The organism is Klebsiella sp. 141203, assembly GCF_032601985.1.
GTDB classification, from domain to species: Bacteria; Pseudomonadota; Gammaproteobacteria; order Enterobacterales; family Enterobacteriaceae; genus Klebsiella; species Klebsiella aerogenes.
Window position 1 is genome coordinate 464,136 of the sequence record NZ_JAQIRL010000001.1, and the last position, 20,715, is coordinate 484,850.

23 protein-coding genes are annotated in these 20,715 nt (G+C 52.8%); 9 read left to right on the forward strand and 14 right to left on the reverse strand.

The window, feature by feature from the left end; genetic code table 11:
• Positions 1-60: 60 nt before the first annotated feature.
• The 3 genes from PGR29_RS02325 to PGR29_RS02335 all read right to left on the reverse strand — a co-directional run bounded on the left by PGR29_RS02325 (position 61) and on the right by PGR29_RS02335 (position 2,182).
• Positions 61-354 (reverse strand): DUF406 domain-containing protein, encoded by a 294-nt coding sequence (locus PGR29_RS02325; RefSeq protein ID WP_047054792.1) that lies wholly within the window; start codon positions 352-354, stop codon positions 61-63.
• A 149-nt stretch (positions 355-503) separates the two neighbouring features.
• Positions 504-1,541: an NADP-dependent oxidoreductase gene (locus PGR29_RS02330; protein ID WP_213316161.1), complete on the reverse strand. Its 1,038-nt coding sequence runs from the start codon at positions 1,539-1,541 to the stop codon at positions 504-506.
• Positions 1,542-1,606: 65 nt separating this feature from the next.
• Positions 1,607-2,182: a helix-turn-helix domain-containing protein gene (locus PGR29_RS02335; RefSeq protein ID WP_271032618.1), complete on the reverse strand. Its 576-nt coding sequence runs from the start codon at positions 2,180-2,182 to the stop codon at positions 1,607-1,609.
• A gap of 159 nt (positions 2,183-2,341) precedes the next feature.
• Between PGR29_RS02335 and PGR29_RS02340 the strand changes: the two genes are divergently transcribed.
• Both PGR29_RS02340 and PGR29_RS02345 read left to right on the forward strand, forming a co-directional pair.
• Positions 2,342-2,860: a GNAT family N-acetyltransferase gene (locus PGR29_RS02340; protein WP_316423981.1), complete on the forward strand. Its 519-nt coding sequence runs from the start codon at positions 2,342-2,344 to the stop codon at positions 2,858-2,860.
• Complete coding sequence (locus PGR29_RS02345) at positions 2,857-3,306, forward strand: DMT family transporter (RefSeq protein WP_032708166.1); 450 nt, start codon at positions 2,857-2,859, stop codon at positions 3,304-3,306. Before PGR29_RS02340 ends, PGR29_RS02345 begins: the two co-directional genes overlap by 4 nt.
• An 8-nt stretch (positions 3,307-3,314) precedes the next feature.
• Here PGR29_RS02345 and PGR29_RS02350 read toward each other — a convergent pair whose 3' ends face one another.
• Both PGR29_RS02350 and PGR29_RS02355 read right to left on the reverse strand, forming a co-directional pair.
• Positions 3,315-3,548 carry a YdcY family protein gene (locus PGR29_RS02350; protein ID WP_087859543.1) on the reverse strand — a complete coding sequence of 78 codons (234 nt, stop codon included), beginning with the start codon at positions 3,546-3,548 and terminating at the stop codon, positions 3,315-3,317.
• 17 nt (positions 3,549-3,565) lie between these two features.
• The gene (locus tag PGR29_RS02355; protein ID WP_087859542.1) at positions 3,566-5,164 is read right to left on the reverse strand and encodes an ABC transporter substrate-binding protein; all 1,599 of its coding nucleotides are present in this window, start codon (positions 5,162-5,164) and stop codon (positions 3,566-3,568) included.
• 233 nt (positions 5,165-5,397) lie between these two features.
• Between PGR29_RS02355 and PGR29_RS02360 the strand changes: the two genes are divergently transcribed.
• Together PGR29_RS02360 and PGR29_RS02365 are read left to right on the forward strand one after the other, a co-directional pair.
• Entirely contained in the window at positions 5,398-6,066 is a 669-nt protein-coding gene (locus PGR29_RS02360) for a hypothetical protein (protein WP_087859541.1), read from the forward strand.
• Positions 6,067-6,254: 188 nt separating this feature from the next.
• Entirely contained in the window at positions 6,255-7,688 is a 1,434-nt protein-coding gene (locus PGR29_RS02365; RefSeq protein WP_316423982.1) for an aldehyde dehydrogenase, read from the forward strand.
• Between the two features lie 15 nt (positions 7,689-7,703).
• Here the strand turns inward: PGR29_RS02365 and PGR29_RS02370 are convergent, their stop codons facing one another.
• Positions 7,704-8,453, reverse strand: a complete 750-nt coding sequence (locus tag PGR29_RS02370) for an alpha/beta fold hydrolase (protein WP_045394028.1) — start codon at positions 8,451-8,453, stop codon at positions 7,704-7,706.
• Positions 8,454-8,528: 75 nt separating this feature from the next.
• On the reverse strand, positions 8,529-8,702 hold the full coding sequence (locus PGR29_RS02375; protein WP_015366412.1) for a GhoT/OrtT family toxin: 174 nt from the start codon (positions 8,700-8,702) through the stop codon (positions 8,529-8,531).
• Positions 8,703-8,895: 193 nt separating this feature from the next.
• Between PGR29_RS02375 and yncL the strand changes: the two genes are divergently transcribed.
• Positions 8,896-8,988, forward strand: a complete 93-nt coding sequence (gene yncL, locus PGR29_RS02380; RefSeq protein WP_064571558.1) for a stress response membrane protein YncL — start codon at positions 8,896-8,898, stop codon at positions 8,986-8,988.
• A gap of 51 nt (positions 8,989-9,039) precedes the next feature.
• Here the strand turns inward: yncL and PGR29_RS02385 are convergent, their stop codons facing one another.
• Positions 9,040-9,324 carry a hypothetical protein gene (locus PGR29_RS02385; RefSeq protein WP_410477020.1) on the reverse strand — a complete coding sequence of 95 codons (285 nt, stop codon included), beginning with the start codon at positions 9,322-9,324 and terminating at the stop codon, positions 9,040-9,042.
• Between the two features lie 452 nt (positions 9,325-9,776).
• Here PGR29_RS02385 and PGR29_RS02390 point away from each other — a divergent pair, with 452 nt between their 5' ends.
• Positions 9,777-9,899, forward strand: coding sequence for a small membrane protein (locus PGR29_RS02390; protein ID WP_087859538.1), 123 nt, complete (start codon positions 9,777-9,779; stop codon positions 9,897-9,899).
• Between the two features lie 227 nt (positions 9,900-10,126).
• Here the strand turns inward: PGR29_RS02390 and patD are convergent, their stop codons facing one another.
• The 6 genes from patD to PGR29_RS02420 all read right to left on the reverse strand — a co-directional run bounded on the left by patD (position 10,127) and on the right by PGR29_RS02420 (position 17,207).
• Complete coding sequence (gene patD / locus PGR29_RS02395) at positions 10,127-11,551, reverse strand: aminobutyraldehyde dehydrogenase (protein WP_087859537.1); 1,425 nt, start codon at positions 11,549-11,551, stop codon at positions 10,127-10,129.
• Between the two features lie 21 nt (positions 11,552-11,572).
• Entirely contained in the window at positions 11,573-12,379 is an 807-nt protein-coding gene (locus PGR29_RS02400) for an ABC transporter permease (protein WP_113373273.1), read from the reverse strand.
• Positions 12,369-13,298 (reverse strand): ABC transporter permease, encoded by a 930-nt coding sequence (locus PGR29_RS02405; RefSeq protein WP_316423983.1) that lies wholly within the window; start codon positions 13,296-13,298, stop codon positions 12,369-12,371. The genes PGR29_RS02400 and PGR29_RS02405 overlap by 11 nt, the downstream gene beginning before the upstream one ends.
• A gap of 1 nt (position 13,299) precedes the next feature.
• Positions 13,300-14,313, reverse strand: a complete 1,014-nt coding sequence (locus PGR29_RS02410; protein ID WP_213316166.1) for an ABC transporter ATP-binding protein — start codon at positions 14,311-14,313, stop codon at positions 13,300-13,302.
• A 17-nt stretch (positions 14,314-14,330) separates the two neighbouring features.
• The gene (gene ydcS, locus PGR29_RS02415) at positions 14,331-15,476 is read right to left on the reverse strand and encodes a putative ABC transporter substrate-binding protein YdcS (RefSeq protein ID WP_087859531.1); all 1,146 of its coding nucleotides are present in this window, start codon (positions 15,474-15,476) and stop codon (positions 14,331-14,333) included.
• A gap of 318 nt (positions 15,477-15,794) precedes the next feature.
• Positions 15,795-17,207, reverse strand: a complete 1,413-nt coding sequence (locus tag PGR29_RS02420; RefSeq protein ID WP_087859530.1) for a PLP-dependent aminotransferase family protein — start codon at positions 17,205-17,207, stop codon at positions 15,795-15,797.
• Between the two features lie 865 nt (positions 17,208-18,072).
• Here PGR29_RS02420 and PGR29_RS02425 point away from each other — a divergent pair.
• Genes PGR29_RS02425 through PGR29_RS02435 form a run of 3 tightly spaced genes read left to right on the forward strand, consistent with a single transcriptional unit; the run spans position 18,073 to position 20,605 of the window.
• A complete protein-coding gene (locus tag PGR29_RS02425) occupies positions 18,073-19,470 on the forward strand; it encodes a cytochrome ubiquinol oxidase subunit I (RefSeq protein ID WP_087859529.1) in 1,398 nt (465 codons plus the stop codon).
• Entirely contained in the window at positions 19,470-20,480 is a 1,011-nt protein-coding gene (gene cydB, locus PGR29_RS02430; RefSeq protein WP_316423984.1) for a cytochrome d ubiquinol oxidase subunit II, read from the forward strand. Before PGR29_RS02425 ends, cydB begins: the two co-directional genes overlap by 1 nt.
• The gene (locus tag PGR29_RS02435; protein ID WP_087859527.1) at positions 20,480-20,605 is read left to right on the forward strand and encodes a DUF2474 domain-containing protein; all 126 of its coding nucleotides are present in this window, start codon (positions 20,480-20,482) and stop codon (positions 20,603-20,605) included. The genes cydB and PGR29_RS02435 overlap by 1 nt, the downstream gene beginning before the upstream one ends.
• Positions 20,606-20,715 lie beyond the last annotated feature (110 nt).

Sequence of the window (20,715 nt, forward strand, 5' to 3'; positions counted from 1 at the left end):
ATGGGTGATGATAAAAAAGGGATCCCAACTGGGATCCCTTTTTGATTCCGCCGCAGTCTGTTAGAAGGCGCTTCTTAAAGACAATTCGAAAATAATTTTTTCCGCCTGGCAGGAGAAATTCACCGCCGCGTCCAGTTTCGCCTCATTACCCACCGGTTCAATAGTGTAATCCACGGTCGGCGTTTCGCTGGCGGCGGCAACGGCGCGTTCACGAATGGCCGCTACCGCGGACTCCGCTTCTTCACGGGTAGGGAAAAGTTTCTCGACCCGGTAAACGCAGTCTTCGTTATCGATAATGGTGCCAACATCAATGGCGCAGCCTTTGGTACTGCATTTATCAACTACATCTTTCATCGCATTAACCTCTTAAGTTTCCTTAAGGATAAAAAGCCGCTCACGGAAAAGCAAACCATTAATAAAAGTATGGATTAATCATTTTTTGGTTAAAGGCGGCGAAAGCGCCCCCGCATGCTTCTTCGGGGGCATTGGAGAAAACGGCGACGTTACTCGTCCGCTGCGACGTTAATCACCACTTTGCCGAAGTTTTCCCCCTTCAGCAGGCCAATCAGCGCCTGCGGCGCCTGCGCCAGGCCGTCAATCTGCTGCTCGCGATATTTGATTTTACCTTCCTGTACCCAGCGCCCCATTTGCTGCTGGAACTCGGCAATGCGATGGCCATAATCCTGGCCGATGATAAAGCCCTGCATACGAATGCGTTTTTTAAGGATGGTCGCCATCAGCAGCGGCAGCCGATCCGGGCCATCCGGTAAGGCGGTGGCGTTGTAGCCGCTAACCAGTCCGCACACGGGAACACGCGCCGCAGTATTCAGCAACGGCAGAACCGCATCAAAGACTTTACCGCCGACGTTTTCATAGTAGACATCGATTCCCTGCGGACACGCCTGCGCCAGCTGCTGGCTGAAATCCGCAGCGCGATGGTCAAGACAAATATCAAAGCCTAACGTCTCTACCGCATAACGACATTTCTCGGCGCCGCCGGCAATACCGACGGTGCGGCAACCCTTAAGTTTGCCAATCTGCCCGACGGTGGCCCCCACCGGCCCGGTTGCCGCCGCCACCACCAGCGTTTCGCCCGCTTTCGGCTGGCCGATATCCAGCAGCCCCATATAAGCGGTAAATCCCGGCATGCCTAACACCCCCAGCGCCCAGGAAGGGTGTTCAGGATTGTCGCCGAGCTTAACCAGATCGCTACCATCGGAAAGCGCATAATCCTGCCAGCCACTATAGCCAAGCACCCACTCACCGGGTTTAAAATCAGGGTGATTTGAGCTCACCACGCGACTTACCGTCCCACCGACCATCACCGCGCCAATGTCCACCGGTGGCGAATAAGAAGGCGCATCGCTCATCCGTCCGCGCATATAAGGGTCGAGTGACAAATAAATAGTCCGCAGCAGGATCTGATTCGCCCCCGGCGTTGGTAGATCGCCCTCTTCCAGTCTGAAATTTTCGGCGGTAGGTTCACCGTGCGGGCGTGAAGCCAATACCCAGCGGTGATGGCGTTGTGGATTAGCGGTCATAGCAAACTCCTCTTGTTAACGGCCTGTACTGAGGCTAGCCGTTTTATGCTTAACGCGCTTTAACATTATGAGCCGGATTGATTCAGACGCACTACCAGATAGACGCAAGTCTCGCTGGACTCATTGATAAACCGGCAATCGTTGGGCGGCCCCAATTCCAGACAATCCCCCGTCTGCATCTGATGGCGAGTGTTCCCTTCAACAAAAACTAACTCACCCTGCTGTAGCCAGATGAGCTGTCGCGCCAGCGCGTACGAAGAAGCAGGCATCGGTACATCGCTGCCGGCCGGCAACTCTATTTGCACCAGATCGAGCGGCAAATCGCTGCGCGGCGAGACGTGACGGCGCAAATAGTGGCTTTGTGGATCGCGCCACACCGGCTGGTTGGCAAAGCGCAAAAGCTTACCCTCCTGCATCTCTGCACGCGCAATCAACGTCGACATGCTGATACCAAACGCGCCGGAGAGACGGCCCAGCATCGTCGCGGTGGGGCTACTTTCGCCACGTTCTATTTTATGCACCATTGCCCGCGAGGCCCCTGCGCGTTCAGCCAGATCGCTTAGCGACCAGCCGCGGGACTCGCGTTCGATACGAATGCGTGCGCTAATGCGCTGATTGAGATTGTCTTCTATAGTATTCATGACGTAACAATATAGTGCGCACTACCGTATTACACAACTGTCCGCTATCCCCGATACTGCGCTGTTCCACGTAAAATTTATCGTAAAATTGATGACAGCCGGACGTTCATTATTGTAATAATACCGTACTACTATAGTGTACAAACTTTGAGGCTTGCTATGTCCATCCGCCATGCCAGTAAAGACGATTGCGCGGCGATCGCCGAAATCTATAATCACGCCGTACTGCATACCGTCGCCATCTGGAATGACAAAACCGTCGATATCGATAACCGTATTGCCTGGTTTGAGGCCCGGCAGATTGCCGGCTATCCGGTGCTGGTGAGTGAAGAAAACGGCGTGATTACCGGGTACTCCTCGTTCGGCGACTGGCGCGCATTTGACGGTTTCCGCCATACCGTTGAACATTCGGTCTATGTCCATCCCGATCATCAGGGTAAGGGGATCGGCCGTAAGTTGTTAGTCGCGCTTATCGCTGAAGCGCGGCGTCTGCACAAACATGTGATGGTGGCCGGAATTGAATCCCGCAACCATGCTTCGTTGCATCTACATGAAACCCTGGGGTTTATCACCAGCGGGCAGATGCCGCAGGTGGGAACTAAATTCGGTCGCTGGCTGGATCTGACCTTTATGCAGCTACAGCTCGACGATCGCCAGGATCCGGACGGCGAGGCATGAATCAGTCGCTCACCCTTGCCTGCCTGATAGCGGCGGGCGTCGGTCTGGTATTGCAAAACACCCTGATGGTCCGCATTACCCAATCCGCCTCGACGATTCTTATCGCCATGTTGCTCAATTCGCTGGTGGGAATTGTTATTTTTGTCACCATTTTGCTATTGCGCCACGGCGCGGCAGGCTTTCAGGAACTGGCGCTGAACATCAAATGGTGGACCCTTATTCCCGGCCTGCTGGGATCGTTTTTCGTCTTCGCCAGCATCAGCGGTTATCAAAACGTAGGGGCGGCGACAACCATTGCGGTGCTGGTGGCCAGTCAGCTGGTTGGCGGATTGGTTATTGATTTGATTCGCGCCCACGGCGTGCCGATTAGGGCGTTAATCGGGCCAGTATGCGGGGCGGTGATGTTGGTGGTAGGCGCCTGGCTGGTCGCCAGACGCCAGTTCTGACATCACCCTTAAAGGATCTCGCCGCCTTTGGTTAATTGCTCGCGGCGTGCTTCCTGATCTTCATGATGTTGACGCCCGTGATGGGCTATCGCCGTCCGTAGACGCTGCTGCTGGTTATAGCGTTCTTCGCGGCCCAGCTCAGCATCATCGCTTAACGCAATCAGTAGCTCGTTCATATGGCTAATCACGCCCCCGGCAATGGTGTCATCGACCCTGGCAATGACATCGTCCAGATGTGCCATCCTGTTCTCCTTTTCGATCAATTCAGCTTAGCTTTGGAAAAATCGCTTCCCATCAGACTCACGCTATAGCCGCTGACGTTGCTGCGGGTGGCGTAGAAAGTTTTACCCGTCGCCAGCGTGATCCACGGCGCCTGCTGATAGAAAATTTCCTGAGCCTGTTGGTAAAGTTTGGCGCGCGCCTGCGGATCGCTCACCAGAAGCGCTTTTTTCACCAGCGCGTCATAGGACTTATCGCACCAGCGCGCTACGTTAGAGCCGGTTTTGATATTATCACAGCTGAGCAGCGTACCGGCGAAGTTGTCCGGATCGCCATTATCGGACATCCAGCCAAACAACGCGCTATCATGCTCGCCCTTGCGCATACCGGAAAGGTATTCGCCCCACTCATAGCTGACGATTTTCGCTTTTATGCCGACTTTGCTCCAGTCGTTCTGAATCATTTCAGCGACACGTTTCGAGTTCGGGTTATACGGGCGCTGTACCGGCATCGACCACAGAGTCACTTCTGCGCCCTGCGCCACCCCCGCCTGCTTAAGCAGCTCTTTCGCCTTCTGTGGATTGTAGTCGTAATCCGGTAAATCCTTCTTGTAACCGAGCATATTGGCCGGGATCGGCGATTTCGCCACGTTGCCGGAATCCAGGAAGACCGCCTTCACGATCGCCTGCTTATCGGTGGCGTAGTTCAGCGCCTGACGTACCAGCACGTTATCAAACGGTTTCTTTTCAGTATTAAATGCCAGATAGCCCACGTTCAAGGCTTCCACCGCGTGTAGCGCCAGATCTTTATTCCCTTTAATTACCGGAAACTGTACCGGCGATGGCGCGGGAATGATCTGGCATTCGTTGGTTTGCAGCTTAGCCAGGCGGGTTTCAACGTTCGGCGTGATGGAGAAGATCAGATGTTTAGTCGGTACCTCGCCTTCCCAATAGTGCGGGTTGGCGATATAACGGATTTGTGAATCTACCTTGTACTGCTGCAGCGCGTAAGGGCCGGTGCCAATAGGCCAGCTATCAACGTATTCCGGCGTCCCCTTTTTCAACATCGCGTCGGCATATTCCGCAGAAAGAATCGAGGCGAAGTCCATCCCCCAGTCGGCGAGAAACGCCGCATTGGGTTCGCTCAGCACAAACTGAACGTGATAATCATCAATCTTCTTCACTTCTTTAATCAGCTTATCAAGACCAACGTCGTGGAAATATTCATAATTGCCCTGCGACACGTTGTGATATGGATGCTGCGGATCCTGCTGGCGCAGCACCGAGAACAACACATCATCCGCATTGAAATCGCGGGTCGGTTTAAAGTATTTATTGCTGTTGAACTGCACGCCTTTACGCAGCGTAAAGGTCCAGGTTTTACCATCCGGAGAGACTTTCCATTCGGTCGCCAGCGACGGAATCGGCGTGTTTTTAAGCGGATCAAAGGTTATCAGGCGATTATAAAGTACCTGTGAGCTGGCAACGAATGAAGGACCAGAGCTGGCGATTTGCGGGTTAAAGGATTCCGGCGAGGCTTCCGAACAGTAGACCAACGTGTCGTTGGCCGCAGCCAACGCGGCGCCGGTCGGCAACAGCGCGCTTAAGGCCAGCGCAAGTAGTGATTTCCCTGTAGACATGGTTATAAACCTTATAAATTTGTTATATGCACACTAATAACAGCACAGTGGAATACAACCAGCAAATAATGAATCGCTATTAGATTCACACTTTAACTCATAAGGTTAGTGCTGTTTGCTTTGCTTAACGGCACTATCATCGGCTACGCCCGCACCGGTACGACAAAATGATTATTTACGACTAAGATCCAATCGCGTGCCGCATTGTCCCTTTTCAGTCAAAGGAGCGTTACATGACGAATTCGATTTATCAGCCTATCACCCTCAACGATCCGCGGTTGTTGCAATTTGCCGAACAGTTGAATCCTGGCGCCAGTCCGATCTATCTCCCGGTCATTGATAGACCTGGGCCTGAGGGAAACGCCTATTGGAATGTCAGCGCGGCGATCGAACAGGTCGGTGGAAAAATGCTGCTGGGCTGGGAGATAAACTACTGGCCGGGCTGTTTTCTGGTCGCAACGCATCACGCCGCCTTACAGGCCGACGATGGCGGTGTCTATGATGTGACTCAACGTTCGCAAGCCGCGGCGGTCCCTAACGTTAATCTTTTTGTTCCCGACGACTCAATTGCTATTGATCTTGATAAAACACCGGCGGTCAAATCACGATTTTACATATTACATTCCGCCGTCCAAATTACGGACTATCTCCGGGCATATGATAATCTCAACGCTTTCGAGAAAAAGCTAAGCGATAAGCTATATGATATCGGCTATCGTTGTGAAACGAATAAAGCGTTGGCGAGCGGTGTCGTTGGCGCAACGCCTGCCTTCACGGAAAACAGTTCGGTCGATGTTGACGAAATAAAAATGAATATTTCGGAATTAAGCTGGATATTAAAAGATAAAATTAAAAAGCTAAAACAATATTCTGACGCACTACAGGTACAGCCATTACATTAACTGTCCTCTTTGGGCCGTGGCGAATGGATTATGTCTGCTACGGCCCATGTTCACCGTTCTCATTATTGTACTAAGTTGTGACCCGCTGAGTAATCTGCAAAAAAGTTGTGCGATAACCGCCCTTTCGCCGCTGCGCAATGAGGTAAGGCGGTAGACTCGACACTCCGCAGACCAATGAGGTTACGCTAATGACAATAACCTGCAGCTTATATAGCGGCGGCCGCTGGCATGATGCCGAAGGCCACGCTACTTTCACTCGCCGACATCCGCAAAATAGCGAGATAGTCTCTACCGCCGCAGCGGCCAGCCTCAATGACGCCCGTCGCTGCGCAGAAGCCGCCGCCGCCGCATTCCCGTCATGGCGCGACACCATCCCCTCCGAACGTCGCCGTCTGTTGTTGGAAGCCGCCGAGCAAATGCAGCGTAGAGAGGCGAAATTTATCGCCACTATGGCGGCGGAGACCGGCGCGACAGCGCACTGGGCCGGATTCAACGTGCACCTGGCGGCAGATATTTTGCGTGAAGCCGCGGCCTTGACCACGCAAATCGAAGGTCAAATTATTCCCTCCAACGTGGCCGGCAATCTGGCGATGGGCGTGCGTCAGGGGGCCGGCGTGGTGCTGGCTATGGCGCCGTGGAACGCGCCGCTCATTCTGGCAACCAGAGCCATCGCTACGCCGCTGGCCTGCGGCAATACGGTGATACTCAAGGGTTCGGAACTCTCGCCCGCCACGCAAAGCTTAATCGTCGATGCCCTTGCCGCGGCGGGCTTTCCCGACGGCGTGGTGAATTATCTCACCTGCTCGCCAGCCGAAGCGCCTGCGCTGGTGGAGACGCTGATTGCTCACCCCGCCATACGACGCGTCAATTTTACCGGGTCGACCCCGGTTGGGCGCATTATTGCCCGCACCTGTGGAGAATACCTTAAGCCTGCGATACTGGAGCTGGGCGGCAAAGCGCCTCTACTGGTACTGGATGATGCCGATCTGCAGCAGGCAGCGGCGGGCGCGATTTTCGGCGCTTTTGCCAACGCCGGGCAGATTTGTATGTCCACCGAGCGCATTATTGTCGATGAGAGCATCGCGGATGACTTTGTCGCTTTAATCAGCCAACGAGCTTCCGCGCTGCCTGCTACGCTTCTCGGCCCGGTGGTCGATTTGAAAACGGTACAACGCTGCAACGCGTTGATTGATGATGCGCTAAGTAAAGGCGCACATTTACTCTGCGGTGGAAAAGCGGATTCGACGCAAATGCGCGCCACCCTGCTGGATGGCGTAACGAGCGAAATGCGCATATGGCATGAAGAATCTTTTGGCCCGGTCAAATCGGTGATCCGGGTTAACGGCGAGGAAGAGGCGCTGGCCGTGGCAAACGATAGCGAGTACGGGCTGGCGGCAGCGGTTTATAGCCGCGATACCGCTCGCGCCTGGAATGTGGCGCAAAACCTGCAAACCGGTATTTGCCATATTAACGGCCCTACCGTACATGATGAAGCGCAGATGCCGTTCGGCGGCTGTAAAGCGTCCGGCTATGGCCGCTTCGGCGGACGCGCCGGGATCGCTGAATTCACCGAGCTTCGCTGGATAACCATGCAAACTCGCCCGCGCGAATTACCGTTCTGATTTACCGCGATGCTTTCAGACCAGCCCGGCAATCGCGCGCGCCAGCGCGGCCGGGTTTTCCCATGCCATCGAATGCCCCGCCTGTGGTATGACAGCCAATGCGATACCCGCAGTTTCGACGTCTTCCGCTTCCTGTGAGGGTAGCGATAAACTACCGTAGATAAGCGTCTTACGGCATTGCAGGTGAATAAAACGCTCAAACCACGAGGGAGAAGCGCCTACTACCAGGCTGGTAGCTCCCCGCCATAACGCCCACGGTGCGCTATTTTGTAGGCAACCTTTCCATGGGGACGTTTCTGCCGCCAGCATCGACTGATAGCCGTTGGCGATAAAATCATCTTCCGTCTGCCCGGCGATTTTACAGCTATAGAATCCCCCACCGGCATAGAGATTGGGCTCGGCGACAATTAAGGCCTCAACGCGTTTGCCCAGCCGCTGCGCTGCCTCAATAGCCACACTGCCCCCCATACTATGGCCGTAGAGAATGCAGCGGCTGACCTGCAATTTGTTCAGCCACTCCACAACGACCGCAGCCTGGTCAGCAATTCGGTAGCCAAACTGAAGCGGTTTATCGCTGTAACCATAGCCTGGAAGATCAATTAGTAAGGCCCGGCGCCCATTCAATATAGGGTTAGAAACCACTGGCGGGTAATCGTATGAAGAGGCGCAACCTAACCCATGAATGAACACAATAGGGTCCCCCTGGCCTTGGAAATCAAACCAACGGACCGTTGCGCCGGCTAAATGCGAATAGAAGCTGTTCATCAGATGGCATCCTTATTATTTTTAACTGTATTTATATACAGACATCAAGATAATTAGGCCAGCCATTTCTGTTGTTCAGAACAGTGAAACCAGCAACGCCATAGGAAAGCTGAACGGCCATGTCGCACCAATCAACAGCGCCGCCAGCAGGCGAATGCAGCGGCTTTCCTTAGTTAAAAACCAGCTTATCAACGCACAAATACAGCCCATTACGGCATAAAAAACCAGCATCTTCTGGTATAAAGTCATTTTTTTCCTTCCCTGTCAGACATCGCGCTATACGCGTTATCCTGTCCCGCACCACTTAGCACGTCAGAGATCAATACTTCACAAAACAAATCGCTGCAAAGACCATGGAAAAACGGTTGATTCAGTGTTGTCCGATAGCGCAACTCTACGCCACCGACTATAAATGTAGGGGCTTACTCATAAAGGTGGCGTTATGGATGTTTCCAGCAAAACCGTAATTCTGATTAATGTCGGCGCAGCGCTTGCGCTTATTAGCCTGTTATCCGTTCGTTTTGGTTGGTTTTAGTAATTTTTTCAGCAACTAAACCTAAAAAAGCAGCCTCAGCGGCTGCTTTTTTTATGATTTAACTGTCGCGCGTTTCCCGGCGCCTGACTGCTGAAGCGCAGCAATAGTCTTAACATTTTCCGGGTTATATTGCGGCAAGAAATTCAGCTTTTCGTTATCCCACTCTACCGCTGTGCAAACGTCCTCATTTGCCCCCAGGCTTTCACAGTCACTAATACGCTGGGCAGGGAGATTGCCGTAAAGCATCGCGCTTACGCCGGTGAGTAACAGGAGAAATACTAGCTTTTTCAAAACCAATTCAACTTCAGAATAACAAATTTTGTAAAATTTTCTCATGAGCGATGCGATAAAGTCAAATCACATACATGCAAACAACGGCCCGGTGGCGATCTCTACCCATATTTAACATTATTGCTACAACCATTACCTTCCAGAAGCGCGTTTCTAAGAAGTGGGATCCGCCATGCCCGCCCCGCCAGGGAGAGAATATTTATATAATTGGAAATAACAAATTGATCTGGTTTTTCGTATACCGGATTATTGATATTTAACTATACTTGGCTTTAAGGGGTGAGGATTTTCTTAAATTGACTGCGCAAAATAATCAGCAATCGACTTCTGATCCTTACGCTTAATGCGGACTGTAGATTTTCTACTTGTTATTTTGTGCTGTATATTGCGGTAGGTGAACGAAGTTATTATTTGCAAATTCACGGATTTGCGCATAGTTTCATTACTATTCGTTATAACGTATTTGCTTTTTCTCTCACTTATTTTTGAGGTCGCTTATGTCAGGAATAGTTGCCCTGCTAATGGCTTTAGTTCTATTGGTGATCGCAATCTACAGCCTTGTCTCTTATATTCGTGAGCGCCGCCACTCGGGCCTGCCATCTAAAAAAGATAAACATTAATTATTGCATCGCTCCTAAAAGTCGATACAAAAAAAATCCCCGCATCATCCTGCAGGGATCTAACAATTAATAACATGCTTAGTAGTTTACACCCCATCCGGCGCTTATCTCCGGCACTCACAATGGCTTAGCTCTTGAAGGGGTATAAGAATACTCTCATATTACCCCTTATCTTTTTTAACAATTGTTGCTATTGCAACTATTAGTCTGGTAATGCTGCCGGTACGTTAATGTTTCACCATCACATGGCGAACCACCGTGTAGTCCTCCAGCCCATACATTGACATATCCTTGCCGTAACCAGAAAGCTTCTGTCCGCCGTGCGGCATTTCGCTAACCAGCATGAAATGGGTATTCACCCAGGTGCAACCGTACTGCAAACGCGCGCTCAGACGATGGGCGCGGCCAACGTCCTGCGTCCAGACCGAGGAGGCCAGACCATACTGTGAATCATTAGCCCAGGTTAATACTTGTTCCTCATCGCTAAACGACGTTACGCTGACTACCGGACCAAAAACTTCGCGTTGTACGATAGCATCATCCTGCTGCGCGCCAGCCAACAGCGTGGGCTGGAAATAGTAACCATTCCCCGCCGCGCGACTGCCGCCGGTCACCACTTTAATATGCGGTAAGGCGCGTGCGGCGTTGACAGCCGCGGTCACCCGTTCAAGATGGGCAAGAGAACTTACCGGCCCCAGCTCCGTGGACGGATCGTCAGGCTGCCCCATTTTCAGGCTGGCCACGGCAGCGCCTAGCTTTTCAACCAGCCGTTCGTAGACGCCCTGTTGCGCATAAATACGGCAGGCGGCGGTACAGTCCTGGCCCGCGTTATAAAAACCAAAGGTACGAATGCCCTCAACGACGGCATCGATATCTGCATCATCAAAAACAATGACCGGCGCTTTACCGCCCAGCTCCATATGGGTGCGTTTAATCGACGTCGCCGTGTGACCAATAATATGGGCGCCGGTGGCGATCGAGCCAGTCAACGAAACCATACGCACTTTACTATGGCCTGTGAGCGGATCGCCAACAGTCGGGCCGCGGCCAAAAAGCACGTTAATGACGCCAGCCGGGAAAATATCCTTCGCGAGCTCCGCCAGCTTCAATGCCGTAAGCGGAGTGATTTCCGAAGGTTTAATCACCACGCAGTTACCGGCCGCCAGCGCGGGCGCCAGCTTCCAGGCCGCCATCATCAGCGGATAGTTCCAGGGTGCAATCGAGGCCACTACGCCAACCGGGTCGCGGCGGATCATTGAGGTATGCCCCTCAAGGTACTCTCCGGCCGCCATTCCCGGCAGGCAACGCGCGGCGCCGGCGAAGAAGCGAAATACATCGGCAATCGCCGGCATTTCATCATTGATAACACAATGTAGCGGTTTACCGCAGTTTAAAGACTCCAGTTTGGCGAGCGTTTCTGCATGTTCAGTAATCACATCCGCCATTTTCAGCAAACATTCGGCGCGGGTTTTCGGCGTTGTCTGGCTCCAGCTGACAAACGCACGATCTGCAGCATTGACGGCGGCATCAACCTGCGCCTCGGTCGCCTCCGCAATCTCAATAATCGTTTCGCCATTGGCAGGATTGAATACCGGCAGCACCTCGCCTTCACCCGCCACTAATTGACCGTTTATCAAAAGGTTATGTTGCATAGCATGATCCTGTAAAGTGTATTATTTTCCGCTTTCGGCGTTATTCTCACCGTCACGGGTTAGCCACCAGGCCCCCAGGATGGGTACAGTCGTCACTAACATCACCAACAGAGCGACGACGTTGGTGACCGGCACATCGCGCGGACGCCCCAGCTGATTTAGCAACCACAGAGGAAGCGTCCGTTCATGACCGGCGGTAAAGGTAGTGACGATAATTTCATCAAAGGACAGGGCGAACGCCAGCATGCCGCCTGCCAGCAGCGCCGACCCCAGATTGGGTAACACCACATAGCGGAAGGTTTGCCAGCCTGTTGCGCCGAGGTCCATTGATGCTTCTACCAGACTCCATGATGTCCGGCGAAATCGGGCAATAACGTTGTTAAACACTACGACTACGCAGAAGGTCGCATGACCCACCACGATAGTTAGCAAGCCAGGCTCAAGATTAACGGCTTTAAATGCCGTCAACAGCGCCAGGCCGGTAATAATGCCGGGGAGCGCAATAGGTAACAGCAACAGCAGCGACACGGCATTCTTACCAAAAAACGTACTCCGCCACAGCGCGCCGGCAGCGAGAGTACCTAACACCAGGGCAATCCCCGTAGATAAAGCGGCGATCTTAAGTGACAACGTCACTGATTCAATGATATCTGCACGAGCGGCAGCCTCGCTGAACCAGCGGAGCGTCAGCCCTTTCGGCGGGAAGCTGAAAGCGGCATCCTCTGTATTAAAGGCGTACAAGGCGATAATCAGCAGTGGAAAATGGAGAAATATCACCCCGCCCCAGGTGGCAATTTTGAGAAACAACGGTGCGCGTTCAGAGTGCATCAAACGCTCCCAGGCGCTTAACAAACGCCAGATACAGTGCAATAAGAACAATCGGCACCAACGTGAACGCCGCCGCCATCGGCATATTGCCAATCGCGCCCTGCTGCGAATAGACCATGTTGCCGATAAAGAAACCGGGCGGCCCCACCAGTTGTGGGACAATAAAATCCCCAAGCGTGAGGGAAAAGGTAAAGATAGAACCTGCCGCGATACCCGGTATGGCTAAAGGCAGTACCACGTAGCGGAAGGTTTGTTGCGGTCGGGCGCCTAAATCGGCTGAGGCCTGCAACAGCGATGGCGGCAGACGTTCCAGCGCCGCCTGCACCGGCAGGATCATGAACGGTAGCCAGATATAGACAAATACCATGAATCGCCCGAGCCCGGAGGTCGATAAGGTATTGCCGCCGACCGCCGGGATGGTCAATACCATATTTAACACGCTCTCCAGACCAAGGTGGCCGAGGAACCATTGCGCCACGCCATCTTTCGCCAGCAATAGCGTCCAGGCGTACGCCTTGACGATATAACTTGCCCACATCGGCAACATCACCGCGATATAAAAGAAGGCTTTCATCTTGCCGCGGGTATAACGCGCCATATACCACGCCATCGGCAATGCCAGGATTGCGCTGGCAATAGTCACGCAGATGGCCATCACCAGGGTACGAACAATGATGTCGTAGTTGGCGGGATTAAACAGAGCCTTCAGGTTAGCGAGCGTCAAATCCGTGGTGACCGACATCGTAAAGTCATCAAAGGTATAGAAGCTTTGCCACAACAGCGTCAGGAGCGACCCCAGATAGACAACGCCAAACCACATCAGCGGACCCAGCAGCAGTAAAAACAGACCCAGTGAAGGTTTTCGCCAGAACAGCCCTGACACTCGCCCGGTCGTTGGTTGCACAAGCGCCATCGTCATCTCAGCCTCCGCTTTCCAGGGAAACCATCGCCGAACGCGACCAACAGGCCAATACCTGTTGCCCCAACTGTGGCGCGCTCAACGCTGCCCCGCCATCGACGTTGGCCTGACTGACTAGCAGTTTATCGCCCGCAGCAAGTTTCAGTTCAATACGCGTTGACGCCCCCTGAAACTGCACCGCCTGCACGGTCCCCTGAACCTGGATATCACCGCCACTATTCAGTCGAATATGTTCAGGACGCAACGACCAGGCGCCGGGCAAGCCGCATAGGCGCTGAGAAACGTCTGGGGTAAAAACGTTCGCGGTGCCGACAAATCCGGCAACAAAGGCGGTTTTAGGCTGTAAATAGAGCGAGTGCGGCGAGTCGACCTGTTCAATACGCCCATTGTTAAACACCGCCACGCGATCGGACATCGACAGCGCCTCACCCTGATCGTGAGTAACAAAAATGAAAGTGATGCCCAACGACTGCTGAAGTTTTTTTAACTCCACCTGCATCTGTTCACGCAGTTTTAAATCCAGCGCGCCAAGCGGTTCATCTAATAACAGCACACGAGGTTGGTTGACCAGCGCGCGGGCAATGGCGACCCGTTGCCGCTGACCGCCGGATAGCTGCGAAGGCTTGCGCGCGTGAACGAACCCAAGCGCCACTTTTTCTAAGGCTTCCCGGGCGCGAAGCTGACGTTCTTTTTTGCCCACGCCTTTCACCATCAGCCCATAGGCGACGTTGTCGATAATCGACATATGCGGAAATAGCGCGTAATCCTGAAAAACCGTATTGACGTCACGCTGCCATGGCGGTAATTCGCTGGCCTGCTGGCCAAAGATACGAATCGAACCGCCGGATAGCTGTTCAAAGCCCGCAATTAAGCGCAGGCAGGTGGTTTTGCCGGAGCCGGACGGCCCCAGCATGGAAAAAAACTCACCATCGCGAATGGCGATAGTCACGCCATCTACCGCGCGCACGTCACCGTAAAGACGCGAAACGTCATCAAACTCTACCGCGTACGTCATGTTCAGTCTCCAGGCGCTTAGCGGCCACCCATAATCGCGATATAGTCCTGGGTCCAACGGCTATAAGGAACATACTTCCCGCCTTCGGCAATCGGCGTTTTCCAGAACGCAATCTTGTCGAATTGGTTGTAGCCGTTGGTTTCGCAACCTTTGTCTCCCAGTAACGTACTGGCTTTACAGCCCTGTGGCACCACGGGCAGCGATCCAAACCAGGCGGCGACATCGCCCTGTACTTTCGGCGTCAGCGACCAGTTCATCCACTTGTAAGCGCATACCGGATGCTTTGCCTCACTATGCAGCATCGTGGTATCGGACCAGCCGGTTACACCTTCTTTTGGGAACACGGTAGCAATAGGCTGACCTTCACCTTTCAGACCATTGGCCTGATACGGCCAGGAGCCCGAAGCAACCACTCCTTCGTTTTTAAAGTCGCTCATCTGCACGGTCGCATCGTGCCAGTAACGGTGAACCAGCGGATGCTGATCCTGCAGAACCTTCAACACCGCCTGATACTGCGCTTCAGTGAGTTCATAGGGATCGTTGATTCCTAACTGCGGCTGTGTTGCTTTGACAAATAGCGCCGCATCAGCGATATAAATCGGACCATCATAGGCCTGAACTCGCCCCTGGTTGCTTTTTCCGTCCGGCAGGTCCTGTTTGACGAAAACCACTTTCCAGCTATCAGGCGGTGTCGGGAAAGTTTTAGTGTTGTACATCAGCAGGTTCGGCCCCCATTGATAGGGCGTGCCGTACACTTTATCGCCGACGTTAAACCACGCGCCTTTGGCAACTCGCGGGTCAAGCGTTTTCCAGTTTGGGATCAGCGCGGTATTAATCGCCTGTACACGCTTACCCATAATCAGGCGTAACGAGGCGTCGCCGGAGGCGGTCACCAGGTCGTAACCGCCCTTCGCCATCAGGCTGACCATTTCGTCAGAGGTGGCGGCAGTTTTCACATTAACCTGACAGCCGCTCTCTTTTTCAAATTGGCTTACCCAGTCATAATTCTTATCCGTCTGACCGCGTTCGATATAACCCGGCCAGGCAATAATATCGAGCCGCCCTTCGCCTTTATCCAGCGAAGTCGGCGGTTCAGCGGCTTGCGCTGTCAGCACAACCATACTCAGCGCGCACAGGCTGCCACGGGCAAATTTTTTGCTCATTTGAACTTACTCCTGTCAGAATAAAAGTAGCGGCAGCCGTGCCGTAAAAATATCTCCCTTAATAAGGGTAGACGGCGGCCTGCGGGGCTCTGGGGAAATTTCCTCAGGTTGTGACCAGGTGCGCATTCCGCAAAAATCGCCACCACGATTCGATAATATGGATTATAGACAAAGAGTTATGGCAAAAGGACGAGTATGCATATTCCCTATGACGACCCGCTAATGGTGGATATTTTAAGCTGATAAATGAATACGAGAATGAAGGGGATAAATTGCCGGGAAAATAAAAGCCGGCAATTAAAAAAAGCGATGAATAAACTAAGGCAAAAGTTGACGTATAAGTTCGCCGAGCCGTTTCACACCCTGCTCCTCTTTTTCTCCCCAGCCCCAGGCGGTATTAAAACGGAAAAATGAAGTCCAGTCGGCCGTGGTCGAAAACATTTTACCCGGTGCAATACTGATGTTATCCCGCAACGCCAGTGCGCTGAGTTCGCCTGAATCGATACCAGCGGGCAACTCCAGCCACAGGAAATAGCCGCTGTCGCTATGATGAATTTTGACCTCTGCGGGTAAAAAGCGCAGTAGCGCTTGCCAGGCCAGCTGTTTCCGCTCAGCAAGCTGACGACGTAAACGGCGCAAATGCGCGTCATAGCGTTTGGTAGAAAGATAATCGACCAGCGCCAACTGCATTGGCGAACTCGTAGATAGCGTACTCATCAGCTGTAACTGCTGAATACGGCGGGCATGTCGGCCAGCAGCGACCCAGCCGATACGAAACCCCGGAACCAGACATTTTGAAAATGAGCTACAGTGCAACGTCATCTCATCACGATCCCAGTACTTTGCGGGTAGCGGTTTTTCCCGACCAAAGTACAGCTCACTGTAAACGTCATCTTCAATTAACATGACGTTGTAGCGCGTCAATAGCGATACCAGCCGCGCTTTTTTGTCCGCCGTCAGCGTAAATCCGAGCGGGTTTTGGCTATTGGTCATCAGCCAGCAGGCTTTTACCGGGTAGCTCTGCAAAGCCTGTTCCAGCGCCGCCAGATCGATCCCCTCTTTCACATCGCTGGCCACCGATAGCGCTTTTAGCCGCAAACGTTCAAGCGCCTGCAGCGCGCCGTAAAAGCACGGATTTTCTACGACGACCCAATCGCCGGGTTCAGTCACCGCCTGCAGGCTGAGGTTTAATGCCTCCAACGCACCGGCGGTGATGACTATCTCATCCGGCGATACGTTCATTCCCTGCAACGCATAACGCCGGGCAATCGCATGACGAAGCTCATCATTACCCGGCGGCAGGTTCTCAATCACACTCATGGCGGTAGCAGTTTTACTCACCTGCGCCAGAGAACGATTTAGCTGCTGTAAGGGGAACAGGCGCGGGTCGGGAAAGGCGGAAGCAAAAGGCAGCATCGAAGCCTGACGGCTTGCCTGCAGGACGTCGAAAATATAGGTGTTGATATCCACCGACTCATGGCGCGTGACTTGCGCCGGAGGTTCAGGCTGGCGCTGTTTTACCGGCTGCGGCGCCACATAATAACCCGATTGCGGGCGAGCGATAATTCGTCCCTGACTTTCCAGTAACTGGTAGGCATGGCTGACGGTCATAAAACTCATTCCGCTGCTGACAACCTGCTCGCGTAATGAAGGTAGGCGATCGCCGGGTTGCCAAACGCCGAGCGCGATCTGTTCCGTGAGCCGTTGCGCAAGCTGCTGATATTTTTTCATTACCGCATCCATTTAACCAACGAGACCCGTATCTTATAACAGATGGTCAAAAATGGCAGGTTTTAAAAACTGATATAGCTAATAGATATCACCGGATAAATACTGGTTTCGCACTGCAAGCGATGACGCTGATGTTCAAATAACATGAGATTGTATTATCACTAATGAAATATGCGCATTTGAGAATAGTAATAAAATATTACCCGAGCCAGAACGTCATGAGGCACATCCATTAAACGCACGGTATATCAATGCAAAACCCAATCGTTTGAACGTTGATATGCGTTGTTTCTCATGTTGTGAACCCACGATTAAAAAAGCTCGCTAACCTCGCATGAGATAAATTCATCGCCATTAAAAAATGAAGTAATTTCATGCTGAGGATAATAATAACTCAAATCATCAGATAGACTCCGCCGCCCACAGCAAGCCAAAAAATAGTCATTATCAACAATGAGATAAGTAAACTTCGCAGTCCTTTTTTTGACAAACCGTCTCCCTTTTTTCATCAACTTAATATATAAAACTACAATGAATAACCAATTCACATAATAAATATGGATATTTAAAAAGCAAACCCTACAGCTAAACTCAGCACCGTTACAGGCTAGCAGAATAATTAATGAAATACAGCGCAAGCAATAAGGAAAATCGTAAACAAAAATGTGAAGTATCACAGGAATAAATTCACAATACGTAATTTATTATTTATAGTGACATGAGAATTGACTTCACAAATATGAAACAGAGATAGAAAGAATAACAATCCGCAACTGTTATCATAAAAAAGCGCTTTTCTGCCTCTGCTATCACTCCCCACCACCCCTTAAAATTGCGCTGAATCAATTTTGTTGTGGAGTCCTGCATGTTCGGTCTTGATGCATTTCATCTGGCGCGGATCCAATTCGCCTTTACCGTCTCATTTCATATCATCTTTCCCGCGATCACCATCGGTCTTGCCAGCTACCTGGCGGTACTTGAAGGATTGTGGTTAAAAACAAAAAATCCTGTCTGGCGCTCGCTATATCATTTCTGGTCGAAAATCTTTGCCGTCAACTTTGGTATGGGGGTGGTCTCGGGGCTGGTGATGGCCTACCAGTTCGGCACCAACTGGAGTGGTTTCTCGCAGTTCGCAGGCAGCATTACCGGCCCGCTGCTAACTTATGAAGTTCTTACCGCCTTCTTCCTTGAGGCCGGTTTCCTTGGCGTGATGTTATTTGGCTGGAACCGCGTCGGCCCCGGCCTGCATTTTTTCGCCACCTGCATGGTGGCGCTGGGCACCATCATTTCCACGTTCTGGATCCTGGCCTCAAACAGCTGGATGCAAACGCCGCAAGGTTTTGAAATCGTTAACGGCCAGGTGGTACCCGTTGACTGGTTGGCCGTTATCTTTAATCCCTCTTTCCCCTACCGCTTATTCCATATGTCCGTTGCTGCGTTTCTTAGCAGCGCGTTATTCGTGGGCGCCTCCGCCGCATGGCATTTGCTTCGTGGCAACCGAACGCCTGCTATCCGCGCGATGTTCTCTATGGCGCTATGGATGACGCTGCTTGTCGCCCCCATTCAGGCATTAATCGGCGATATGCATGGGCTTAACACCCTGAAACATCAACCAGCGAAAATTGCCGCTATCGAAGGACACTGGGAAAATCCGCCCGGCGAACCGACGCCGCTGCTGCTGTTCGGCTGGCCGGACATGCAACAAGAACGTACCCGCTACGGGCTGGAGATACCTGCCCTCGGCAGTCTGATCCTCACCCACAGCCTCGATAAACAGGTGCCGGCGCTGAAGGAATTCGCCCCGCAAGATCGCCCTAACTCAACCATTGTCTTCTGGTCATTTCGTCTGATGGCGGGCCTGGGAATGCTGATGATTCTGCTTGGCGTCATTGCCCTATGGCTGCGCTATCGTCAGCGTTTGTATACCTCAAAACCTTTCCTGCGCTTCGCGTTGTGGATGGGGCCTTCCGGACTAATTGCGATTCTGGCTGGCTGGGTGACCACCGAAGTCGGCCGCCAGCCGTGGGTGGTCTACGGCGTACAGCGCACTTCCGAGGCCGTATCAGCTCACGGCGATCTGCATATGACCATTAGCCTGCTGGCCTTTATTGCCGTCTACAGCTCGGTATTCGGTGTTGGCTATAGCTATATGCTGCGCCTGATCCGCAAAGGGCCGCAAGAGCAGGTACCTGTGCCATCAGGAACGCCCGCGCGTCCGCTTTCTGCCGTTACGGATGGTTTTCAGCACAAGGAGTCCCGCTAATGGGTATTGATTTATCGGTTATTTGGTTTGTTATCATCGTGTTCGCCACCCTGATGTACATCGTCATGGACGGTTTCGACTTAGGGATCGGGATACTATTTGCCGCCGTACGCGGCGGTGAAGAGCGCGACGTGATGGTTAACAGCGTCGCACCGGTATGGGATGGCAATGAAACCTGGCTGGTGCTTGGCGGCGCAGGCCTCTTCGGCGCTTTTCCGCTGGCCTATGCGGTGATTATCGACGCGCTGTCGGTGCCGCTCACCCTGATGCTGATCGGGCTTATTTTTCGCGGCGTGGCCTTTGAGTTTCGCTTCAAAGCGACCCCCTCGCACCGCCCTTTCTGGGATAAGGCTTTTCTGGGCGGATCGCTACTGGCGACATTCACCCAGGGCATGGTCGTCGGCGCGGTCATTCATGGTTTTCCGGTCAGCGGTCGCAGCTTTAGCGGCGGAATGTGGGATTGGCTCACGCCATTTACCCTATTCTGCGGTCTCGGCCTCACCGTTGCCTACGCGTTGCTGGGCGCCAGTTGGCTGGTAATGAAAAGCGAGAATCCGCTGCAGAATACCATGCGCAGAATTTCACGCCTTCTGCTGCTGGCCTTACTGATAGTGATAGCGGCGATTAGTCTGTGGACGCCGCTCTCCCAGCCGGCGATCGCCGAGCGCTGGTTTAGCCTGCCGAATCTGGTTTACCTGCTGCCGGTACCGCTGCTGGTTATCACCATCAGCGCCTGGCTATGGCGCACGCTTGGGCAACGCGACGGTCATTGCCTGCCGTTCGTGTTGACCCTGGGGCTCGTTTTTCTTGGGTTTAGCGGACTTGGGATCAGCATTTGGCCGCATATTATCCCGCCGGGAATCACGTTGTGGCAGGCCGCGGCGCCGCCGCAAAGCCAGGGCTTTATGCTGGTTGGCGCGCTACTGATTATTCCCGTCATTCTTGGTTATACCTTTTGGAGCTACTACGTCTTCCGCGGCAAAGTTCAGCCTGGCGAGGGGTATCACTGATGGAGCGCTCATGGATAAAACGGCTGTTATGGCTGGCGGCCATATGGGGAGCTAGCGTGCTGGCGCTGGGCGCCATCAGCATGATTTTCCGCCTGCTGATGAACGCCGCCGGGCTTCGCGCCTGAAAAAAATCTATTCCCTGGCCTGGCGCTTATCGCGTCAGGCTTTTTTTTCATCTTTCTTCAGCCTTGCCTGACAAAGCCTTGCGCTTCTTTGATAACCAGGCAGAAAAACC

Coding starts and splice junctions, on each gene's coding strand:
- yncL (WP_064571558.1), top strand. CDS start 8,896: ATGGATGTTTCCAGCAAAACCGTAATTCTGATTAATGTCGGCGCAGCG.
- cydB (WP_316423984.1), top strand. CDS start 19,470: ATGGGTATTGATTTATCGGTTATTTGGTTTGTTATCATCGTGTTCGCC.
- PGR29_RS02370 (WP_045394028.1), bottom strand. CDS start 8,453: ATGAACAGCTTCTATTCGCATTTAGCCGGCGCAACGGTCCGTTGGTTT.
- patD (WP_087859537.1), bottom strand. CDS start 11,551: ATGCAACATAACCTTTTGATAAACGGTCAATTAGTGGCGGGTGAAGGC.
- PGR29_RS02375 (WP_015366412.1), bottom strand. CDS start 8,702: ATGACTTTATACCAGAAGATGCTGGTTTTTTATGCCGTAATGGGCTGT.
- PGR29_RS02410 (WP_213316166.1), bottom strand. CDS start 14,313: ATGACGTACGCGGTAGAGTTTGATGACGTTTCGCGTCTTTACGGTGAC.
- PGR29_RS02360 (WP_087859541.1), top strand. CDS start 5,398: ATGACGAATTCGATTTATCAGCCTATCACCCTCAACGATCCGCGGTTG.
- PGR29_RS02325 (WP_047054792.1), bottom strand. CDS start 354: ATGAAAGATGTAGTTGATAAATGCAGTACCAAAGGCTGCGCCATTGAT.
- PGR29_RS02420 (WP_087859530.1), bottom strand. CDS start 17,207: ATGAAAAAATATCAGCAGCTTGCGCAACGGCTCACGGAACAGATCGCG.
- PGR29_RS02330 (WP_213316161.1), bottom strand. CDS start 1,541: ATGACCGCTAATCCACAACGCCATCACCGCTGGGTATTGGCTTCACGC.
- PGR29_RS02425 (WP_087859529.1), top strand. CDS start 18,073: ATGTTCGGTCTTGATGCATTTCATCTGGCGCGGATCCAATTCGCCTTT.
- ydcS (WP_087859531.1), bottom strand. CDS start 15,476: ATGAGCAAAAAATTTGCCCGTGGCAGCCTGTGCGCGCTGAGTATGGTT.
- PGR29_RS02355 (WP_087859542.1), bottom strand. CDS start 5,164: ATGTCTACAGGGAAATCACTACTTGCGCTGGCCTTAAGCGCGCTGTTG.
- PGR29_RS02345 (WP_032708166.1), top strand. CDS start 2,857: ATGAATCAGTCGCTCACCCTTGCCTGCCTGATAGCGGCGGGCGTCGGT.
- PGR29_RS02365 (WP_316423982.1), top strand. CDS start 6,255: ATGACAATAACCTGCAGCTTATATAGCGGCGGCCGCTGGCATGATGCC.
- PGR29_RS02340 (WP_316423981.1), top strand. CDS start 2,342: ATGTCCATCCGCCATGCCAGTAAAGACGATTGCGCGGCGATCGCCGAA.
- PGR29_RS02400 (WP_113373273.1), bottom strand. CDS start 12,379: ATGCACTCTGAACGCGCACCGTTGTTTCTCAAAATTGCCACCTGGGGC.
- PGR29_RS02335 (WP_271032618.1), bottom strand. CDS start 2,182: ATGAATACTATAGAAGACAATCTCAATCAGCGCATTAGCGCACGCATT.
- PGR29_RS02435 (WP_087859527.1), top strand. CDS start 20,480: ATGGAGCGCTCATGGATAAAACGGCTGTTATGGCTGGCGGCCATATGG.
- PGR29_RS02385 (WP_410477020.1), bottom strand. CDS start 9,324: ATGAGAAAATTTTACAAAATTTGTTATTCTGAAGTTGAATTGGTTTTG.
- PGR29_RS02405 (WP_316423983.1), bottom strand. CDS start 13,298: ATGACGATGGCGCTTGTGCAACCAACGACCGGGCGAGTGTCAGGGCTG.
- PGR29_RS02350 (WP_087859543.1), bottom strand. CDS start 3,548: ATGGCACATCTGGACGATGTCATTGCCAGGGTCGATGACACCATTGCC.
- PGR29_RS02390 (WP_087859538.1), top strand. CDS start 9,777: ATGTCAGGAATAGTTGCCCTGCTAATGGCTTTAGTTCTATTGGTGATC.